Source organism: Halobaculum sp. D14, from assembly GCF_051195135.1.
In the GTDB taxonomy this organism is placed as follows: Archaea; Halobacteriota; Halobacteria; order Halobacteriales; family Haloferacaceae; genus JBNTKA01.
Window position 1 is genome coordinate 958,360 of record NZ_JBNTKA010000001.1, and the last position, 16,970, is coordinate 975,329.

Genomic DNA, 16,970 nt, shown 5'->3' on the forward strand with positions numbered 1-16,970 from the left:
GCGGCTCGGTCTCCGCGGACGACGCAGTCCCCCGCGGACGCTCCTGTCTGCCGCGCCGCGGTTGAGCGGCTATCGGGCGACCATCCGGCCGCCGTCGGTGGACGCTGCACGAACGGATGGACTTTTGCCGGGGGAGCGCGACGGAGCGTCCATGGTAATGGGTGACATCGCGACCGGGACGGACGTGCTCGTCATCGGCGGCGGTCCCGGCGGCTACGTGGCCGCTATCCGCGCGGCCCAGCGCGGACTCGCAACGACGCTCGTCGAGCGGGACGCCTACGGCGGCACCTGCTTGAACCACGGCTGCATCCCGTCGAAGGCGTTCATCACGGCCGCCGACGTCGCACACGACGCCGGCGGCGCCGAGGAGATGGGCGTTCACGCCGACCCGGTCGTCGACGCCTCGGCGATGGCCGACTGGAAGGACGGCGTCGTCGACGAACTCACCGGCGGCGTCGAGACGCTGTGCGAGGCGAACGGCGTCGACCTCATCGACGGCACCGCGGCGTTCGAAGACGAACACACTGCCCGCATCGCCCACGGCGGCGAAGGGCAGGGGATGGAGACCGTCGAGTTCGAACACGCGGTCGTCGCGACCGGGTCGCGCCCCCTGTCGATTCCGGGATTCGACTTCGCTGACGACCCTGTGTGGTCCTCGCGGAACGCCCTGTCGACCGACGACGTCCCGGACCGGCTCGTCGTCGTCGGCGCCGGCTACATCGGGATGGAGCTGTCGACGACGTTCGCGAAACTCGGCGCCGACGTCACGGTCGTCGAACTGCTCGACGACGTCCTCCCCGGCTACGAAGACGACCTGTCCGGCGTCGTTCGCCGCCGCGCGGAGCGTCTCGGTATCGACTTCAACTTCGGGGAGAGCGCCGCCGAATGGACCGGCGGCGCCGACGGCATCACCGTCCGGACGGAAACCGAGGACGGCGAGGAGTCCGCGTACGACGCCGACCGCGTGCTCGTCGCCGTCGGCCGTGAGCCGGTGACCGACACGCTCGAACTGGAGTCGGTCGGCCTGACTCCCGACGACGACGGGTTCCTCGCCACGGACGAGCAGATGCGGACGGCACTCGATCACGTCTTCGCGGTGGGCGACGTCGCCGGCGAACCGATGCTGGCGCACAAAGCGAGCGCGGAAGGCATCGTCGCCGCCGAAGCCGCCGCCGGCGAACCTGTCGCGTTCGACCACCGAGCGATCCCAGCCGCCGTGTTCACCGACCCCGAAATCGGGACCGTCGGCCTCACGGAGGCCGAGGCCGCCGACCGGGGGTTCGACCCGGTCGTCGGCGAGATGCCGCTCCGCGCGAACGGCCGGGCGCTGACGCTGAACGACACCGACGGCTTCGTCCGCGTCGTCGCGGAGGCCGACGCCGGCTTCCTGCTCGGGGCGCAGATCGTCGCCCCCGAGGCGTCCGAACTCGTCGCGGAGGTCGCCCTCGCCATCGAGATGGGCGCCACGCTCGAAGACGTCGCGGGCACCGTCCACACTCACCCGACGCTGTCGGAGGCCGTCGTCGAAGCCGCAGAGCACGCCCGGGGCGAAGCCATCCACACCCGCAATCGGTAATCACCTCGACCGCTCGGCCGACGACCGCCTCCCTGCCGCGGGCACACGAAGGGTATGCGGGGAGTTATCTGGCCGCACGGACAGACAGTGGCTATGTCACGAGAAGGACCGATTCGACGCGTCGCGATTCACGACTGGGGAACCCATCCGTGCCCGCCGCGGGAACTGCAACGGCTGCTCGACCGGACGGCGGGAATCGACTGCGAGTTCACGGTGTGGGACGCCGACACACTCGCCGACTGCGACGCCGTCGTCACCCTGTTCCACCACGACGAGTTCCTCGAGGAGGTCGAGTGGGTGCACAACGTCCGGTCGGGCTACGACGACTTCCCGCTCGACGCGTACCGCGACGCCGGCGTCACGATGACTAACAGCACCGGCGTCGCCGGCGACCTCGTCGGCGAAACCGCGGTGACGTTCATGCTGACGTTCGCGAAGGGGCTCCACCGGTTCCGCGACCAGCAGAACACGGCCACGTGGCGCCGGCTCCCCGTCGACCGGCCGTTCGAACTGGGAACGGCCGAAGCGTGCGTCGTCGGCCTCGGCGAACTGGGCGGCAGCGTCGTCTCCCGCGCCGGCGTGCTCGGGATGGACGTCGTCGGCGTCGACGTCCGCCCGGTTTCGAACCTCGGACTGGACCGCGTCTACGACGTGAACCGGCTGACGGACGCGGTGGGCGACGCCAGGTTCGTCGTGCTCACGACGCCGCTGACCGATCAGACCGAGGGGCTGGTCGGGCGAGACGTGTTCGAGGCGATGCGTGACGACGCCTACCTCGTGAACGTCAGCCGCGGCGAAGTCGTCGACCAGGACGCGCTGGTCGACGCGCTGAAGAACGACGAAATCGCCGGGGCGGCGCTGGACGTCTTCCACGAGGAACCGCTTCCCGGGGACTCGCCGCTGTGGGAGCTGGACGACGTCGTCGTGACGCCACACGCCGCCGCACAGGCCGACAACTACGGCGACAAGATCGCCGACCTCGTGGAAACGAACGTCTCGCGGCTCAACGACGGTCAAGATCCCTGGAACCGGGTCGTCTAGGCTGCCCCGGCGTCAGTCGTTTCGTTCACTCCTTCCACTACCCGTACGTCGTCGAACGGTCCGTACAGTCTTGGTACTCTGACACGCACGCTCCGGGCCTCGACTCCTTCGTCGTCCCGCAGCGGCCGCTCCGGATATAGCGAACGACACTTCGTACATCTCGAACACCTGAAGTTCGATATCAGCAACTCCGGACGGATGTTCGCGAACGACGAACAGATGCTGGACGCACACCGTTCGGACTCTCGCGGTCCTCCGGGTTGCTCCCGGCTGATATCGGCCGATACGGGGGCGGTTCTCCCGTTCCGAGCGTACGCTTCCAACCCCGTCTATGGTATTACAAATCTAATGTTGTAATACTCGCGGCTCGCCCCCGTGTCGGTCGCGAGGCGCGTCGAACGACGCTCGGAGCCGACTGACAATCGACAAACTGTGGGGCCATGTGGCACGAAACGCAGCGGTCCGGATTCTGGTCGGTTCGAGTCGACGCGGACACACCGACGCGGGCGTTCTCTTTCACCCGCGTTCGGCTCTCACGAACACGCCGGGCTCGGAGGGGAATCGGCTTCGGGACGGAAGAGCGGCTCGCTGGCGGTCGTCGCGCGTCAGGAGTGGGTCTGATTGAGTTCGATGATGTTCGCGGCGTGGCGGAGCTGCGGGAGGATGTCCGTCTCGATGCGGTCGTCGTCCATCCGGCTGGTCGGTCCGGAGACGCTGACCGCGCCCGTGATGCGGTCGTCGCTCAGAATCGGGACCGCCACGCACCGCAGTCCCTTGATGCGCTCCTCGCGGTCGTACGCGACGCCCTGCTGGCGGATTTCAGCCAGCTCCGCCTCCAGTTCGTCCCGGTCCGTGACGGTCCGCTCGGTCTTCCGCTCGAGCCCGTGTCGGTCGATGATTTCGTCGACGCGGTCGTCCGGCAGGTGGGCGAGAACGGTCTTCCCGAGCGCAGTCGTGTGGAGACGGACGCTCTGGCCGGTGTACGAGTCCAGGCTCACCGCGTCTTCGCCCTGCGCGCGGCACAGGAAGATGCCGAGCCCGTGCTCTTCGACGAGCAGATTGGCGTGTTCGCCCGTGTTCTCGGCGACCGTCTCCAGCTCCGGGCGGGCGACGTCGTACAGCTGCTCTCGCGTCCGGGCGTACGCGCCGAGGTCGAGGAACCGAAGGCCGACCTCGTACTGCTGGCCGCTCTTGACGAGGTACCCCTCGTGTTCGAGCGTCTGCAGGTAGTTGTGGGCGCTGCTCTTCGGCATGTCGAGGTGAGCGGAGAGCTCCGTGACGTTCGCCCCGTCGAGCTCCTTCAGCGCCTCGATGACTCTGAAGGTCGTCTGCGCGGTCTTCACCGGCGACGCCAGCTCCGTGGTGTGTGTATCCATACCGCCCGACGCGGCGTTCGGCGTAAAGTAGTTGTTGTTCACCATAACCGGATCTAAGTTCAGTTGAGGCGGACTTAGACACGGCGGGACACTTAACTAAAAACTGATAGTTGAAAAACTTCAGAAATACAAAACTTTGGCTATATTCTTAATAGAATAGTAGTATTTAAACTAATCACTCTTTTTAGTGCGTCTATAATGGCGTATAGCAGGTAATAATGGATAATAAAAAAGCTTCTAGTTCTGATCTAGTGAGCGAAAAATGATACTCATAACCGCATCTCGACTTGGCGAGGAAATCTACTGAACACGGATAATAACGTCAGTAACTCTTTTTGACAGAGGCTCACAGAGATAGGTGCCCGGTAGATGGAAGAATAACTACGGAAATTGGTTTTTACTGATTCGATGATTATTTCTCGCCCCGGCCGCTATCCGTGCGGAGCGTACGTCCCGGTGAGCCGCGCCTGTTCCACGACGTGACCTTCGATGGCGTCGGTGAGTTCCGGTTTGCCCGCGGAGCGGGGGAGGTCGAGCGTCGTGTCGAGCGCGAACAGCGTGAAGCGGTAGGTGTGTTCGCGGTCCGGCGGCGCCGGGCCGCCGTAGCCGCGCTCGTCGAAGTCGTTGACGCCCTCCGTGGCGCCGCCGCCCGGCGACCAGTCTTCCGGGATGTCGGCGTCCGGCGGGACGTTCCAGACGACCCAGTGCACCCAGATTTTCCCGGCGGGCTCCTGGGCGTCCGGGTCGTCCACGAGCAGCGCGAGCGACGCCGCGTCGTCGGGGACGCCGGAGACGGTCAGCGGCGGATTGACGTCGTCGGCGCCGCGGCCGTACCTGTCGGGAATCGACTCGCCGTCGTCGAACGCGGGACTGGTGAGTGTGAGGTCGTCCATGGCGTGTCCGCCGGAGTTCCCGGCGGTCGCGGCGTCGACCGCCGCGGACAAAAGCGCGGTGTCCGTTTCGGCTCGGCTCGCCGCCGGTTCGTCGTCGCGCGGACGCCCTACTCGCCGTCGTCGGTGTCGGCGCCCTCGTCCGTCTCTTCGGTGACGGCGCGGACGACGAATACCGGGCCGAGCGCCTCGGTGGCGACGCGGGCTTCGAGTTCGCCGAACACCCACTCGGAGAGCGTCGGCTTCGGCTCGCCCATCACGACCGCGTCGAAGTCGACGGCGGCCTCCGCGATGGCGTCGACGGGGCTGCCGGACGGCCCGGTCTCCGTGGTGAGCTGCGGCGGGGAGAGCCCGGCGTCCGCGAGCGCCGACTCGATTTCGTCCGGCGTCAGCGACTCGTCGAGGCCGAACACCGTCACGTCGATGTCGCGGCCGCCGACGAGCTCCGCGACGAACGCGGCGACCCGGTCGACGTCCGCCTGCCCGACGAGCGGGACGAGCAGCCGGTCGACGTCCATCGCCGCTCCGGGGTGGACGACGGCGTCGACGGCTTCCTCCGCGGCGATGCGTCCGATTGTCTGTTCGGCCTCGCCGGTGTACACCATCCGGGTGTCGGCGGTCGCGCCGGCCGCCTCGAACGCCGCGCGAACGTCATCGAGTTTCGACTGCGCGCGGTCGTCGAACTGGTCGCGGGCCGCCTCCGGCGGCGTCTGGTCCGGTACCTCGTAGTAGCCGAGCACCAGCACGTGCGTCGGCGACAGGAACTCGAACAGCCCCGCGGCGACCGATTCGTCTTCGAGCACGCGGAGCGGCAGCAGGACGGTTGCGGTCATCTAGAGTACCCCCTTGAGCGTGACGTCACGGGCGTAGTAGTAATACCATCCGGCCGCGGCCACCATCAGCACGGCGCCGATGACCTGTGAGGCGGGCTGCATGAACGCGATGAGCCCGAAACTCGCGACGGCGCCGGCGCCGGCGACGAGCGGGTACGCCGGCACCCGGAAGTCCGGGTCGTACCACTCCGGCGTCCGGCGGCGCAGCGCGACGAGCGCGACGCAGATGAGTCCGTACATCACGAGGTGGAGGAACGACGCCACCTCCGCGAGCACGGCCGTGCGGCCCGACGCGACCAGCAGCAACACCGGGACGCCGGCCAGCATGAGCGCCACGTGCGGCGTCCCGTAGGTGAGGTTCACCTCGCCGGCCTTCTTCGGGAGCAGCGCGTCGCGGCTCAGCGCGAAGACGGCGCGCGAGGAGGACATGATGGACGCGTTCGCGCTCGAAACGGTGGCGAGCAGCCCGGCGACGAGGATGGCGACGACGCCCGGAACCCCGAAGAACGTCTCCGCGACCTCGACCATCGCGGTCTCCTCGAACCCGGCGAGAGTCGCGCTCGGGTAGGCGCTGGTCGCGACGAAGATGGTGGCGACGTAGAACACGGTGACGATGAGCACGGAGCCGACCATCGCCACCGGGAGGTTCCGCCCGGGCTTTTGATTTCGCCGGCGACCGTGGCGACCTGCGCGAACCCGAGGTACGACGTGAACACCAGCGCGGCGGTCGTGATTATCGGCGTCGTGCCGAACGGCGCGAACGTCTCCGGCGCCGACGACCGGCCGAACACGCCGAGCGCGTCGAGCCCGCCGTAGCCGAGGAACACCGACAGGATGACGAGCAGCAGTGCGACGACGCCGTTCTGGAGTTTCGCGGTGTTCTCGGTGCCGGTGAAGCTCATCCCGGTGAGAGCGGCGCCGAAGACGAAGCCCAGCGCGGTCGTCGGCGGTACCGGCCACGACAGCGCGATTCCGACGCGCGCCAGCAGCTCAACCGCGTAACTTCCGAAGCCGACGAGGTAGAACGCGGAGGCGAACACCAGGCCGAGCCAGAGGCTGATGCCGACGACGGTGCCGGCGAGCGAGCCGAGCGCCCGCGAAATGAAGTAGTACCCGCCGCCGCTCCGCGGCATCGCGGTCGCCAGCTCCGACGCCGGCAGCGCGACGAGCAGCGCCACCAGCCCGCCGATGGCGTACGACGCGGCGGCGGCCGGCCCGGCTTTCCCGGCGGCGATTCCGGGGAACACGAAGATGCCGGCGCCGATCATCGTCCCGACGCCGATGGCCAGCCCGCCGACCAGCCCGATGGTCCGTTCGAGCTGGACGCCGCCCTCGTGGACTGTCGCCTCGTCCGTCGTCTCTCCCACCTCGTCGCTGCTCGGCCGTTCCCCGCTCCGGTTCACGCCGGTCGGCTGCGGGGGGGCGTCTGAGGCACCCATCTGTCGCCCCGTCAGCCGGCAGATGCAAAGGCGCTGGGGGCGACGCGGCCGGACGCAGTCTGTCCGGGCTTCGCGGACGCCAAGCGTTTATGCCGCTCTGCCCGCACGTTCGAGCTATGTGTTCTTCGGGCTCGGCGTCCGCCACGCGGGAGGACGTCCGCGGCGTGTTCTTCCGGCTCAGTCCGCCGTCCGCGCCGCTCACCGCCGCCGAGGTCGCGGCGGACCTGGACTGTTCGGCCGAGGCGGCGCGCGGAGTGCTGGACGGCCTCGCCGACGCCGGCGAACTGCGGACGAAGCGGGTCGGCGACGAGACCCGGGTCTGGTGGCGGGATTCCGCGTCGGAGGGGACGCCCGACGCGACCGACGAGACGGAGTTCGCCGCGTTCGTGAGCGCCGTCCAGGACTACGCCATCTTCACGCTCGACGCCGACGGCGTCGTCGCGAGCTGGAACGAGGGCGCCGAGCGAATCAAGGGGTACGAGGAGGACGACATCGTCGGCGAGCACTTCTCGACGTTCTACACCGACGCCGACGTCGACGACGCGGTGCCGGAGACGAACCTCCAGACCGCGGCGGTCGACGGCCGCGTCGAAGACGAGGGCTGGCGGGTGCGCGCCGACGGCTCGACGTTCTGGGCGAACGTCGTCATCACCGCGGTGTACGACGACGACGGGGAGCTGGAGGGGTTCACGAAGGTCACGCAGGACCTCACGGAGCAGCGCGAGTACGAACAGCAGCTCCGCCGCGAACGCGACCTCACCGAGCAGATACTCGAAACCGTCCCGGTCAGCATCTGCGTGCTCACCGCCGACGGCGAGTTCGTCCGGGCGAACCAGCGAATGCTCGACCGGCTCGGAGTCGAGAGCGACGACGTCTCGGAGTACGGCGTCGAGGAGTGGCAGCTGTACGACGGCGACGGCGACCCGATTCCCGTCGAGGAGTGGCCGTTCACCCGGGTCGCCGAAACCGGCGACCCGGTGTACGACTACCAGTGTCAGGTCGACGTCCCCGACGTCGGCCGGCGCTGGCTCTCCGTCGACGCCGCGCCGCTCGACGCCGGCCACGTCGACGACACCCGGGTCGTCGTCTCAGTCGACGACATCACCGAGCGGAAGGACCGCGAACGCCGGCTTCGACGCGAGTCCGAGCAGACCGAACAGCTCCTCCGGACCGCGCCCATCGCCATCGCGGTCCAGGACGCCGACGGCGACACGGTGCTCGCGAACCAGCGCGCACAGGACGCGCTCGGGCTCACCGAGCAGGAACTCATCGAGGACTCCCACGACGAGGCCGGCTGGAGCGTCTACGACGCCGACGGGGAGCCGGTCGACCCGAGCGAAACCCCGTCGGCGCGCGTGCTCGAAACCGGCGAACCCGTGTTCGACGAGGAACTCGTCTTCGACGGGCCGGACGGCGACCGGCTGCACCTCCGCGTGAACGCCGCGCCGCTGTTCGGTCCGGACGGCACGGTCGACCGCGTCGTCACCGCCGCCGAAGACATCACGGCGCTGAAGCGCCGCGAGGCCGAACTCGAACAGCGGAAGTCGGCGCTCGAAACGGAGCTGAGCGACATCCACGGCCGCATCTCCGAGGCGTTCTACGCGGTCGACGACGAGTGGCGGCTCACGCACCTCAACGACCAGGCGGCCGACCTCCTCGGTCGCCCCCGCGAGGACCTGCTCGGCCGCGAACTCTGGGCGGTGCTGCCCGAGTCGACCGACGACGCCTTCCGCGACCGACTCGAAACCGCGCTCCGGACCCAGGAGGCCGTCACGTTCGAGGAGTACGTCGACGGCGCGGACGCCTGGCTGGAGTTCAACGTCTACCCGTCCGAGTCCGGGCTCTCCATCTACTTCCGCGACGTCACCGAACGGAAGGAGTACCAGCGGAAACTGGAGGAGTCGAACGAGCGGCTCGAACAGTTCGCGTACGCGGCCTCCCACGACCTGCAGGAGCCGCTGCGGATGGTGTCGAGCTACCTGTCGCTCATCGAGCAGCGGTACGCCGACGAACTCGACGAGGACGGCCGGGAGTTCATCGAGTTCGCCGTCGACGGCGCCGACCGGATGCGCGACATGATCGACGGCCTGCTGCGGTACTCCCGCGTCGACACCCGCGGCGACCCGTTCGAGCCGGTCGACCTCGACGCGGTCCTCTCGGACGTCCGCGACGACCTCCAGATTCGAATCGCGGACGCCGACGCGACGCTCACCGCCGAGCCGCTGCCGCGCGTCGACGGCGACCCCGGGCAGCTCCGACAGTTGCTCCAGAACCTCGTGGAGAACGCCATCGAGTACAGCGGCGAGGAGCCGCCGGAGGTCCGCGTCGCCGCCGAGCGCGACGGCGACGACTGGGTCGTCTCGGTCAGCGACGACGGCATCGGCATCGACCCCGAGGACACCGACCGCGTCTTCGAGGTGTTCGAGCGGCTCCACGGCCACGACGAGCACGCCGGCACCGGCATCGGGCTCGCGCTCTGCCGCCGCATCGTCGAGCGCCACGGCGGCGACATCTGGATCGACTCCGCCCCCGGCGACGGCACCACCGTCTCGTTCCGCCTGCCGGCCGCGGAGGAAGCCGATGACTGACCGGGACCGCCCGAAGGAGCCGGCCGACGTCCTCCTCGTCGAGGACAACCCCGGCGACGTCCGCCTGACCAAGGAGGCGTTCGCCGACGGAAGCATCGCGAACACGCTCCACGTCGTCGGCGACGGCGTCGACGCGCTCGACTTCCTGAACCAGCGCGGCGGCTACGCGGACGCCCCGGAGCCGAGCATCGTCCTGCTCGACTTGAACCTCCCGCGGAAGGACGGCGACGAGGTCCTCGAAGCGGTGAAAGCCGACCCGGAACTGGCGCACATCCCGGTCGTCGTCCTGACGAGTTCGTCGTCCCGAGAGGACGTCATCGCCTCCTACGAGCGGAACGCGAACGCCTACCTCACGAAGCCGGTCGACCCGGACGAGTTCATCGAGACGGTCGAGCAGTTCGAACGGTTCTGGCTCTCCATCGTCGAACTCCGCGACGACTGACCCGCCGGGTCACCCGTGTTGAAGCCGCACCCACTGCTCGCCGCACCTGTCACAGAGGTAGCCGGTGAACCCGTCGACGTCGCACCGCTCGACGTCCGTGTCGTCGCCGCACCGTTCGCAGTTCATCGGTTGGTCCCGTGTCGTCGGCTCCCGCGGAAAGCACTCGCTGTAGCGCGGCCGAGCCGGCCGGTCTCCCGTCGCCGACGGCGGGACTCCGCGCCACTGGAGGGGCCGCGACGGGTCGAACGCGGAGCCTCCTGCGCCGACCCTCGCGGGGCGGGAGCGTGTGACACTCCACCTTGGATACCCAAGGCGAACGACACAAGCGTTTCGGCCAGCGGGGCGTTCAGCCGACGTCAGACGGCGTAGTAGTACGGCGACTGGTCCTCGGGCGCCTCGAAGATTGCGAGGTACGGCGACCCGGTTTCGGTGTCCGGACACGAGGCGGTCCGCTCGACCGGGAACGACTCCCCGGTGAGATTCGCGCCCTCGATGCGGAGCGTCACGGCGTACTGCTTCTCGTTGAACCCCATGACGTGGTCGTTGTACCGGTCGTCGATGTAGAGGTTCGCGCGGACGTCCCGCTTCGGCTCCGGCTGCTCTGTCGGCCGCCTGTACGCGCTCCAGTTGCCGGCGGTGCAGACGGCGTACCGCGGCGTGTCGACGCGCTCGGGGAACGGCGTCGGGTTCTCGACGACGAGCGTCCCGACCTGAACCGGCTCGTGACCGTCGCCCGGAACCTCGACCTGGCTCTGCGTCTGGAGTTCGTAGGTGAGTCCGCCGGTGGCGACGTCGACGGCGAGCACGGCGACGGTGAGCACGGCGACCACCGCCAGCGCGGTCCGGGCCTGCCGGCCGGTGACGAAGTGGTTCTCCTCGTCGAGCCGGCCGCGCAGCACGAACAGCACGGACGCGATGACGAGCAGCCCGGCGACGGTCAGCGTGTTCCCGACGGAGAACGTCGACGTCAGGTCGAAGAACAGCGCGAGCACGGACGTGACGATGACCCCGTAGCCGAACAGCGTCAACTGGTGGTCGTCGCTTCGCTGTGTGATGACGAACACGCCGGCGAGGAACGCGACGACGAGCGCGACTTTCGACACCGGCGAGTAGCCGAAGTCGACGTTCGTGACGAAGAACACGACCGCGATGGTCGCGACGATGGCTGCCGCCGCGTTGAACAGCGTCTCCGAGTCGATGTCGACCATGGGAGCCACTGCACGGCCGCACACCAAGAACCCCTCCCTTGACACAAAGAGCCGGTTCACCTTCCCGACGGGTCGCCGCCCGATTCGCGGGAGGCTCCGGCGCGTCAGTCGCGGTCCATCCAGGTCGGCGCGGCGTCGAACTCCTGAGGCGAGTGGCTGTGGAGTTCCCTGATGAGCTGGTTCACGAACGACGTGAGGTCGGTCGCCGCGTCCGGGTCGAGTGACACGAGCGTTCCGACGTCGTCGCGCTGGAGGATGTGGAGCGTCACCGCGCCGTCGTACATCCGGACGTCGCAGTGGAGCCGCCCGATTTCGCCGAGCTGTTCGAGGACGTCGTCCCGCGGTCCGGACGTGCGGAGCGCGTCGAACAGCGCCTCGAAGTCGGTGTCGGAGTACCGGTCCGCGACGTCGTCGCGGAGGTACAGCGTGTAGTAGTCGTCGTGGTTGTACTGCCACGCGCCGCGGAGCAGCGGCCCGGCCGCGGTCTCCAAGAACGCCACGACCGGATTCCGCTCTCGTGTGTTCATACCTCGCAGACTCCCCGAGCAGTATTAGCTACGTTGGTGCCGCGGGTCGGGCTCACACCTGTTCGAACTCGCTGCTGCCGCACGAACAGGTGCCGGCGGCCGTCCCGATGGGGCGGAAGCCGCCGTCCTCACCCCGTTGGGCTGGGTAGGTGTTGCCGCACTCCGCACAGCGAACGACCAGCTCCGGCTCGCCACCGACGTCCGGGTCGTCGGACATGGTCGATGCGCCGGTGAGGGCGCAACCGATAAAATACTTTGACATCGAGGCAACCCGTTCGCGGGACGCGCGTCGCCTGGTCGCCCGGATAGCGGCCCGGAGGTCGGGCGGCCAGTCGAGGCCCGCGTTGGCGTTGTCGCCGTTACAGGACGTACGGGCCGCGCTGGCGAATCTCCTCGCCGTGCGGCCGGCCGGCGACGGCGACGACGCGGAACGACTCGCCGCGAAGCGTCACGGAGCCGCCGTCGGTGACCGTGTAGACGTCCCCCTCCGCGAACTCGTCGCCGTCGACCGCGCCCGCGCCGGCGACGCCGTAGACGAACCCGGACCACGACTCCGGGACGTCCCAGGTCCACTCGCCGTCGACGCGGACGTCCAGGTACTCCATCGGCGTCTCCAGCGAGAGCGGCGAGCCGTCGCCGACGACCGTCGTGACGGTCGCGCCGTCGCGCTCCTCGGTCGGGAGTTCGTCGGCGTCGGCGTCCGCGTAGTCGGCGTCGATCTCCTTCTTCTCGCGCGGCAGATTCACCCACAGCTGCAGGCCGTTACAGCCCGCGCCGTCGGCCGGGAACTCCGAGTGCCGAATCCCGCCGCCGGTCGTGATGCGCATCGCGTCGCCCTCCGTCGCCGTGTGGGTCACGCCGAGGGAGTCTTCGTGTTCCATGCCGCCGTCGAGCATGTACGAGACGATTTCGAAGCCGCGGTGCGGATGCATCGGGAACCCCTTGTCGGGGTCGATGTAGAACCGCTCGAACAGGACGAACGGGTCGAGGTTGCGCGGGTGCTGGTTCGTCGGGAACGCCCGGTTCGAGTTCACGCCGGTGCCGTGCTGGACCGTCTGGCCGGCGACCGGGCTGTTCGTCGCGTCTTCGGCTGTGTCGGCGGGTTCCATTAGCCGCTCTAGTCGCTCGGGACTGATAACCGCCCGGGCTCCGGAACCGGCGGTGTTCAGATAAGGATGAAGAGTGAGGCGGAGCGATCTTCTAGTGGTTCATGCCAGAAATCGCCCGCCTCATCGGAGGTAGCGACTGCTTCGAATTAGATTTTCTGGAGCGAGAGGCGACACCCGAGCCCGCGATGAAGCTTGGTATCCGACTCCATCTGGCTTGACTATCACTTTCGGATACCGTTTCGATTCTCGATAGGTTGGGTGTCGAACGCTGCCGAACGACCGTTCACAACTGGGTGCACAAGGCCGATCTACAGCCGATCGATGGCGCTGATCCGGATCACGTCGCGGTTGACGAAACCGTGATCCAGCTCAACGACGAACGGTTCTGGCTGTACGCTGCTGTCGATTCCGACACGAACCGCTTGCTGCATGTCAAGCTCTCTCCGGCGAGAAATCAAGCGATTACCGAGATGTTCCTCGCCGAACTCCGCGACAAACATCTCGTCGATGATGCAGTCTTTCTCGTCGATTCAGCACCGTGGCTGCAAGCAGCTCTCCACCGCCACAGCCTCGATTACAGATACGAGAAACACGGTAATCGAAACAACGTCGAACGTGTCTTCCGAGAACTAAAACGACGAACCAACCAGTTTTCAAACTGTTTCAGCCACGCCGAAGCAAACACCGTCGAAAATTGGCTGCAAGCGTTCGCCTTCGCATGGAACCAGCTTATCTGAACACTACCCCGGAACCCTCCCTCGGAACCCGCTTGGTCGCCCGCTCGCTGGCAGAAACAGCGTGCCGCGGCGTCGGTGGCCCGGGGGCGTGTCCGGCCGTCTCGGACACCGGCAAGTGTGACCTCGCGTATATCTCATAAGTCCCTCCGCGCCGAAGGGTCGACCATGGGTGACGATACCGAAGACCAGTCGTTCGCGACGGACTCGCTGCACGCGGGGCAGGAACCGGACCCGGCGACGGGCGCCAGGGCCACGCCGATCTACCAGACGACGTCGTACGTGTTCGAAGACGCCGTGGACGCGGCCGAGCAGTTCGCGCTGGAGAAGCCGGGGTACATCTACTCGCGGCTGATGAACCCGACGCTGGAGACGCTCCAAGAGCGCCTCGCGACGCTCGAAGGCGGGGTGGGCGCCGTCGCGACCGCGTCGGGGATGGCGGCGCTCGACCTCACGACGTTCCTGCTCGCGTCGGCCGGCGACAACGTCGTCACCGCGTCGTCGCTGTACGGCGGGACGTACACGTACTTCACGCACTCCGTGGAGCGCCGCGGCATCACCGCTCGCTTCGTCGACACGCTGGAGTACGACGCCTACGACGACGCCATCGACGAGGACACCGCCTACGTCCACCTCGAAACCATCGGGAATCCGGCGCTCGACACGCCCGACATCCAGCGCGTCGCCGACATCGCCCACGACCACGGCGTCCCGCTGTTCGTCGACAACACGTTCGCGACGCCGTACCTGTGTAACCCCATTGACCACGGCGCCGACCTCGTCTGGAACTCCACCACCAAGTGGCTGCACGGCTCCGGGACGACCGTCGGCGGCGTCGTCGTCGACGGCGGCACCTTCCCGTGGGCGGACCACGCCGACTCCTACCCCGAAATCGCGCAGGACAACCCGGCGTACCACGGCGTGAACTTCGTCGACGCCTTCGGCGACGCGGCGTTCACGTACGCCGCCATCGCGCGCGGCCTCCGCGACCTCGGCAACCAGCAGTCGCCGTTCGACGCCTGGCAGACCCTGCAGGGCGTCGAGACGCTCCCGCTCCGGATGGAGCGCCACTCCGAGAACGCGATGGCGGTCGCGGAGTTCCTTCAGGACCACGACGACGTGTCGTGGGTCACCTACCCCGGCCTGGAGTCGCATCCGACCCACGACAACGCGAGCCGGTACCTCGACGGCGGCTACGGCGGCATGCTGACGTTCGGCGTGGAGGGCGGCTACGACGCCGCGCGGGCGACCGTCGAGTCGACGGAGCTCGCGAGCATGCTCGCGAACGTCGGCGACGCGAAGACGCTCATCATCCACCCGGCCAGCACCACCCACCAGCAGCTCACCGAGGCCGAACGGGAGGCGTCCGGCGTCACAGACGACCTCGTCCGGCTCTCGGTCGGCATCGAAGACCCCGCGGAAATCGTGGCTGACCTCGACGCCGCAATCGAAGCCGCCACCTGAGACCGGCTCTTCGGCTCGTCGTCTCGGCGGTCGACGCGCGCCGCGTCGACGGATTCGTCGGCCGCTGTGCCGGGGCGCCTGTGGCTCGATGAAAGGGGTTATGCGTCGCGGAACCGTCCACTGACCGTGACGATTGCTACCGGCGATTCTGTGACGCTCGAGTACACCGGACGACTCGACGACGGAACCGTTTTCGACACCTCCCGAGCGGAGGTCGCAGCGGAGGAGGGGCTCGCGGAGGCGCAGCCCGACCGCGAGTACAGCCCGCTGACGGTCGACGTCGGCGCCGGCCAGGTCATCGAAGGCATGGAGGAGGGGCTCGTCGGCCTCGAAGCCGGCGAGACGACGACGCTCACCATCCCGCCCGAGGAGGGCTACGGCGAGTGGACCGAAGAACACGTCCAGGAGTTCGACACGCCGGAACTGGAGGAGATGCTCGGCGGCCAGCGCCCGGAGGAGGGCGCGTACCTGGAGGCGCAGAACGGCCAGCAGGGCGAGATCACCCACGTCGACGACGAAACCGTCCGCGTGGACTTCAACCCGGAACTCGCCGGCGAGACGCTGGAGTTCGACGTCGAAATCGTCGACGTCAACTGAGGCTCCGGGACGGCCCGCGGATTCTTTCTCTCCCGTTCGCCCGCCGAGTCGCCGCCGCCGTTCGGCCGCAAATTTCGCCTCGACTCGCCGCTGAGTCAATTTCGTCCGAGCCCTGGTCTTAACGATTGGCGAGCCTAGATGTTCCGCCGGCGAGGCCCGGCTTCACCGCGGGTGCTCGCCGCCACCTATGGCTAGCGAACAGAAATCCGTCTCCGTTGGTTCGGACGACACCGCTCCGTGGTACAGCACCGTCGCCGCGTCGCTCCTCGACGCCGGCGACCGAACGAAACGGGTCTTGATGTACAGCACGGCGTACCTCGTCGTCATCGCCGCAGTCGAAGCCGCGCTCGTCGTGGTCGGTCTGTCGCTCCCGCCGAGTCCGGCGCCGCTCGTCGTCGCGCTTCTCACCTTCGCGGTGTACGCCGGCGACCGCATCGCCGACGTGGACGCCGACGAGGCGACGAAGCCCGGCCAGGCCGCGTTCGTCCGCGCGCACAAAACCGCGTTCTCCGTGCTCACGGCCGCCTCGTACGGACTGGCGATCACCGTCTCCGTCACGGGCGGCCCCGACGCGCTCGTGCTCACGCTGCTCCCCGGCGCCTTCTGGGTGCTGTACGCGTCGGACTGGCTGCCGTCGCTCGGCGCCTACTTCCGGCGGCTGAAGGACGTCCTCGTCGTCAACTCCGTCGTCGTCGCGCTCGCCTGGGCGCTCACGCTCGTGATGCTCCCCCTGGCGTTCGCCGACGCGGCGGTCACGCCGGCGGCCGCCGCGCTGTTCGTCTACTTCCTCGTCGACCGCTTCATCAACACCGAGATACCGAACGTCACCGACCGCGCCGGCGACGAGGCCGTCGGCGTGTCGACGCTGCCGGTCGTCCTCGGCGTGCGGCGGACCCGGCAGGTGCTGTACGTCCTCACCGCCACCCTGGCCGGCTTCCTCGCTGCGGCGTACGCCGCGGGCCTGCTTCCGGCGGCGCTGACGGCCGCGCTCCTCGTCGGCTCGGCGTACACGCTCGCCGTCACAGCCGCAGTCGGCCGCACCGACAAGCAGACGCGGCTCAGCGTCGCGAGCGAGGCCAAACACCTGGTCGTGTTCGCCGTTCTCATTATTACTCTGACACTCGGTCCGTGACGTCCGTCCCCTCC

14 protein-coding genes and 2 pseudogenes are annotated in these 16,970 nt (G+C 68.1%); 8 read left to right on the plus strand and 8 right to left on the minus strand.

Translation table 11 applies throughout. The features are described from left to right. Positions 1-151 precede the first annotated feature (151 nt). Both lpdA and ACQUST_RS04990 read left to right on the plus strand, forming a co-directional pair. Complete coding sequence (lpdA, locus tag ACQUST_RS04985) at positions 152-1,576, plus strand: dihydrolipoyl dehydrogenase (RefSeq protein WP_435125701.1); 1,425 nt, start codon at positions 152-154, stop codon at positions 1,574-1,576. A 93-nt stretch (positions 1,577-1,669) separates the two neighbouring features. Next, positions 1,670-2,617: an NAD(P)-dependent oxidoreductase gene (locus tag ACQUST_RS04990; protein WP_435125704.1), complete on the plus strand. Its 948-nt coding sequence runs from the start codon at positions 1,670-1,672 to the stop codon at positions 2,615-2,617. Between the two features lie 605 nt (positions 2,618-3,222). Here ACQUST_RS04990 and ACQUST_RS04995 read toward each other — a convergent pair. The 4 genes and pseudogenes from ACQUST_RS04995 to ACQUST_RS05010 all read right to left on the minus strand — a co-directional run bounded on the left by ACQUST_RS04995 (position 3,223) and on the right by ACQUST_RS05010 (position 7,155). Next, positions 3,223-3,993 carry an IclR family transcriptional regulator gene (locus tag ACQUST_RS04995; RefSeq protein ID WP_435125707.1) on the minus strand — a complete coding sequence of 257 codons (771 nt, stop codon included), beginning with the start codon at positions 3,991-3,993 and terminating at the stop codon, positions 3,223-3,225. Between the two features lie 431 nt (positions 3,994-4,424). Beyond that, positions 4,425-4,886, minus strand: coding sequence for a YbhB/YbcL family Raf kinase inhibitor-like protein (locus ACQUST_RS05000; RefSeq protein WP_435125710.1), 462 nt, complete (start codon positions 4,884-4,886; stop codon positions 4,425-4,427). A gap of 107 nt (positions 4,887-4,993) precedes the next feature. Further along, positions 4,994-5,716: a universal stress protein gene (locus ACQUST_RS05005; protein ID WP_435125712.1), complete on the minus strand. Its 723-nt coding sequence runs from the start codon at positions 5,714-5,716 to the stop codon at positions 4,994-4,996. Next, positions 5,717-7,155: pseudogene (locus ACQUST_RS05010) on the minus strand (APC family permease). It lies immediately after the preceding gene. 116 nt (positions 7,156-7,271) lie between these two features. On the opposite strand from ACQUST_RS05010, the gene ACQUST_RS05015 reads away from it, so the two are divergent. Then, entirely contained in the window at positions 7,272-9,743 is a 2,472-nt protein-coding gene (locus tag ACQUST_RS05015; protein ID WP_435125715.1) for a PAS domain-containing sensor histidine kinase, read from the plus strand. Continuing rightward, positions 9,736-10,185 (plus strand): response regulator, encoded by a 450-nt coding sequence (locus tag ACQUST_RS05020; protein WP_435125718.1) that lies wholly within the window; start codon positions 9,736-9,738, stop codon positions 10,183-10,185. The genes ACQUST_RS05015 and ACQUST_RS05020 overlap by 8 nt, the downstream gene beginning before the upstream one ends. A gap of 356 nt (positions 10,186-10,541) precedes the next feature. Here ACQUST_RS05020 and ACQUST_RS05025 read toward each other — a convergent pair whose 3' ends face one another. From ACQUST_RS05025 to ACQUST_RS05040, 4 genes are all read right to left on the minus strand, one after another. Continuing rightward, positions 10,542-11,393, minus strand: a complete 852-nt coding sequence (locus ACQUST_RS05025; protein WP_435125721.1) for a hypothetical protein — start codon at positions 11,391-11,393, stop codon at positions 10,542-10,544. 104 nt (positions 11,394-11,497) lie between these two features. After that, the gene (locus ACQUST_RS05030) at positions 11,498-11,920 is read right to left on the minus strand and encodes a hypothetical protein (RefSeq protein WP_435125724.1); all 423 of its coding nucleotides are present in this window, start codon (positions 11,918-11,920) and stop codon (positions 11,498-11,500) included. A gap of 52 nt (positions 11,921-11,972) precedes the next feature. Then, positions 11,973-12,137 carry a hypothetical protein gene (locus ACQUST_RS05035; protein WP_435125727.1) on the minus strand — a complete coding sequence of 55 codons (165 nt, stop codon included), beginning with the start codon at positions 12,135-12,137 and terminating at the stop codon, positions 11,973-11,975. A gap of 142 nt (positions 12,138-12,279) precedes the next feature. After that, on the minus strand, positions 12,280-13,029 hold the full coding sequence (locus ACQUST_RS05040) for a pirin family protein (RefSeq protein WP_435125729.1): 750 nt from the start codon (positions 13,027-13,029) through the stop codon (positions 12,280-12,282). 101 nt (positions 13,030-13,130) lie between these two features. Between ACQUST_RS05040 and ACQUST_RS05045 the strand changes: the two are divergent. The 4 genes and pseudogenes from ACQUST_RS05045 (at position 13,131) to ACQUST_RS05060 (ending at position 16,956) form a co-directional block, all read left to right on the plus strand. Continuing rightward, positions 13,131-13,766 (plus strand): annotated as a pseudogene (locus tag ACQUST_RS05045) (IS6 family transposase). A gap of 165 nt (positions 13,767-13,931) precedes the next feature. After that, positions 13,932-15,227, plus strand: a complete 1,296-nt coding sequence (locus ACQUST_RS05050) for an O-acetylhomoserine aminocarboxypropyltransferase/cysteine synthase family protein (RefSeq protein WP_435125732.1) — start codon at positions 13,932-13,934, stop codon at positions 15,225-15,227. Positions 15,228-15,353: 126 nt separating this feature from the next. Beyond that, entirely contained in the window at positions 15,354-15,824 is a 471-nt protein-coding gene (locus ACQUST_RS05055) for an FKBP-type peptidyl-prolyl cis-trans isomerase (protein WP_435125734.1), read from the plus strand. Between the two features lie 187 nt (positions 15,825-16,011). Continuing rightward, positions 16,012-16,956, plus strand: coding sequence for a UbiA family prenyltransferase (locus ACQUST_RS05060; RefSeq protein WP_435125736.1), 945 nt, complete (start codon positions 16,012-16,014; stop codon positions 16,954-16,956). The last annotated feature ends 14 nt before the right edge of the window (positions 16,957-16,970 follow it).

Excerpts from the sequence above, each read along its gene's own strand:
- ACQUST_RS05025 (WP_435125721.1), bottom strand. The coding sequence starts at position 11,393 with ATGGTCGACATCGACTCGGAGACGCTGTTCAACGCGGCGGCAGCCATC.
- ACQUST_RS05060 (WP_435125736.1), top strand. The coding sequence starts at position 16,012 with ATGGCTAGCGAACAGAAATCCGTCTCCGTTGGTTCGGACGACACCGCT.
- lpdA (WP_435125701.1), top strand. The coding sequence starts at position 152 with ATGGTAATGGGTGACATCGCGACCGGGACGGACGTGCTCGTCATCGGC.
- ACQUST_RS05050 (WP_435125732.1), top strand. The coding sequence starts at position 13,932 with ATGGGTGACGATACCGAAGACCAGTCGTTCGCGACGGACTCGCTGCAC.
- ACQUST_RS05000 (WP_435125710.1), bottom strand. The coding sequence starts at position 4,886 with ATGGACGACCTCACACTCACCAGTCCCGCGTTCGACGACGGCGAGTCG.
- ACQUST_RS05020 (WP_435125718.1), top strand. The coding sequence starts at position 9,736 with ATGACTGACCGGGACCGCCCGAAGGAGCCGGCCGACGTCCTCCTCGTC.
- ACQUST_RS05015 (WP_435125715.1), top strand. The coding sequence starts at position 7,272 with ATGTGTTCTTCGGGCTCGGCGTCCGCCACGCGGGAGGACGTCCGCGGC.
- ACQUST_RS04990 (WP_435125704.1), top strand. The coding sequence starts at position 1,670 with ATGTCACGAGAAGGACCGATTCGACGCGTCGCGATTCACGACTGGGGA.
- ACQUST_RS05040 (WP_435125729.1), bottom strand. The coding sequence starts at position 13,029 with ATGGAACCCGCCGACACAGCCGAAGACGCGACGAACAGCCCGGTCGCC.
- ACQUST_RS04995 (WP_435125707.1), bottom strand. The coding sequence starts at position 3,993 with ATGGATACACACACCACGGAGCTGGCGTCGCCGGTGAAGACCGCGCAG.
- ACQUST_RS05005 (WP_435125712.1), bottom strand. The coding sequence starts at position 5,716 with ATGACCGCAACCGTCCTGCTGCCGCTCCGCGTGCTCGAAGACGAATCG.
- ACQUST_RS05035 (WP_435125727.1), bottom strand. The coding sequence starts at position 12,137 with ATGTCCGACGACCCGGACGTCGGTGGCGAGCCGGAGCTGGTCGTTCGC.
- ACQUST_RS05030 (WP_435125724.1), bottom strand. The coding sequence starts at position 11,920 with ATGAACACACGAGAGCGGAATCCGGTCGTGGCGTTCTTGGAGACCGCG.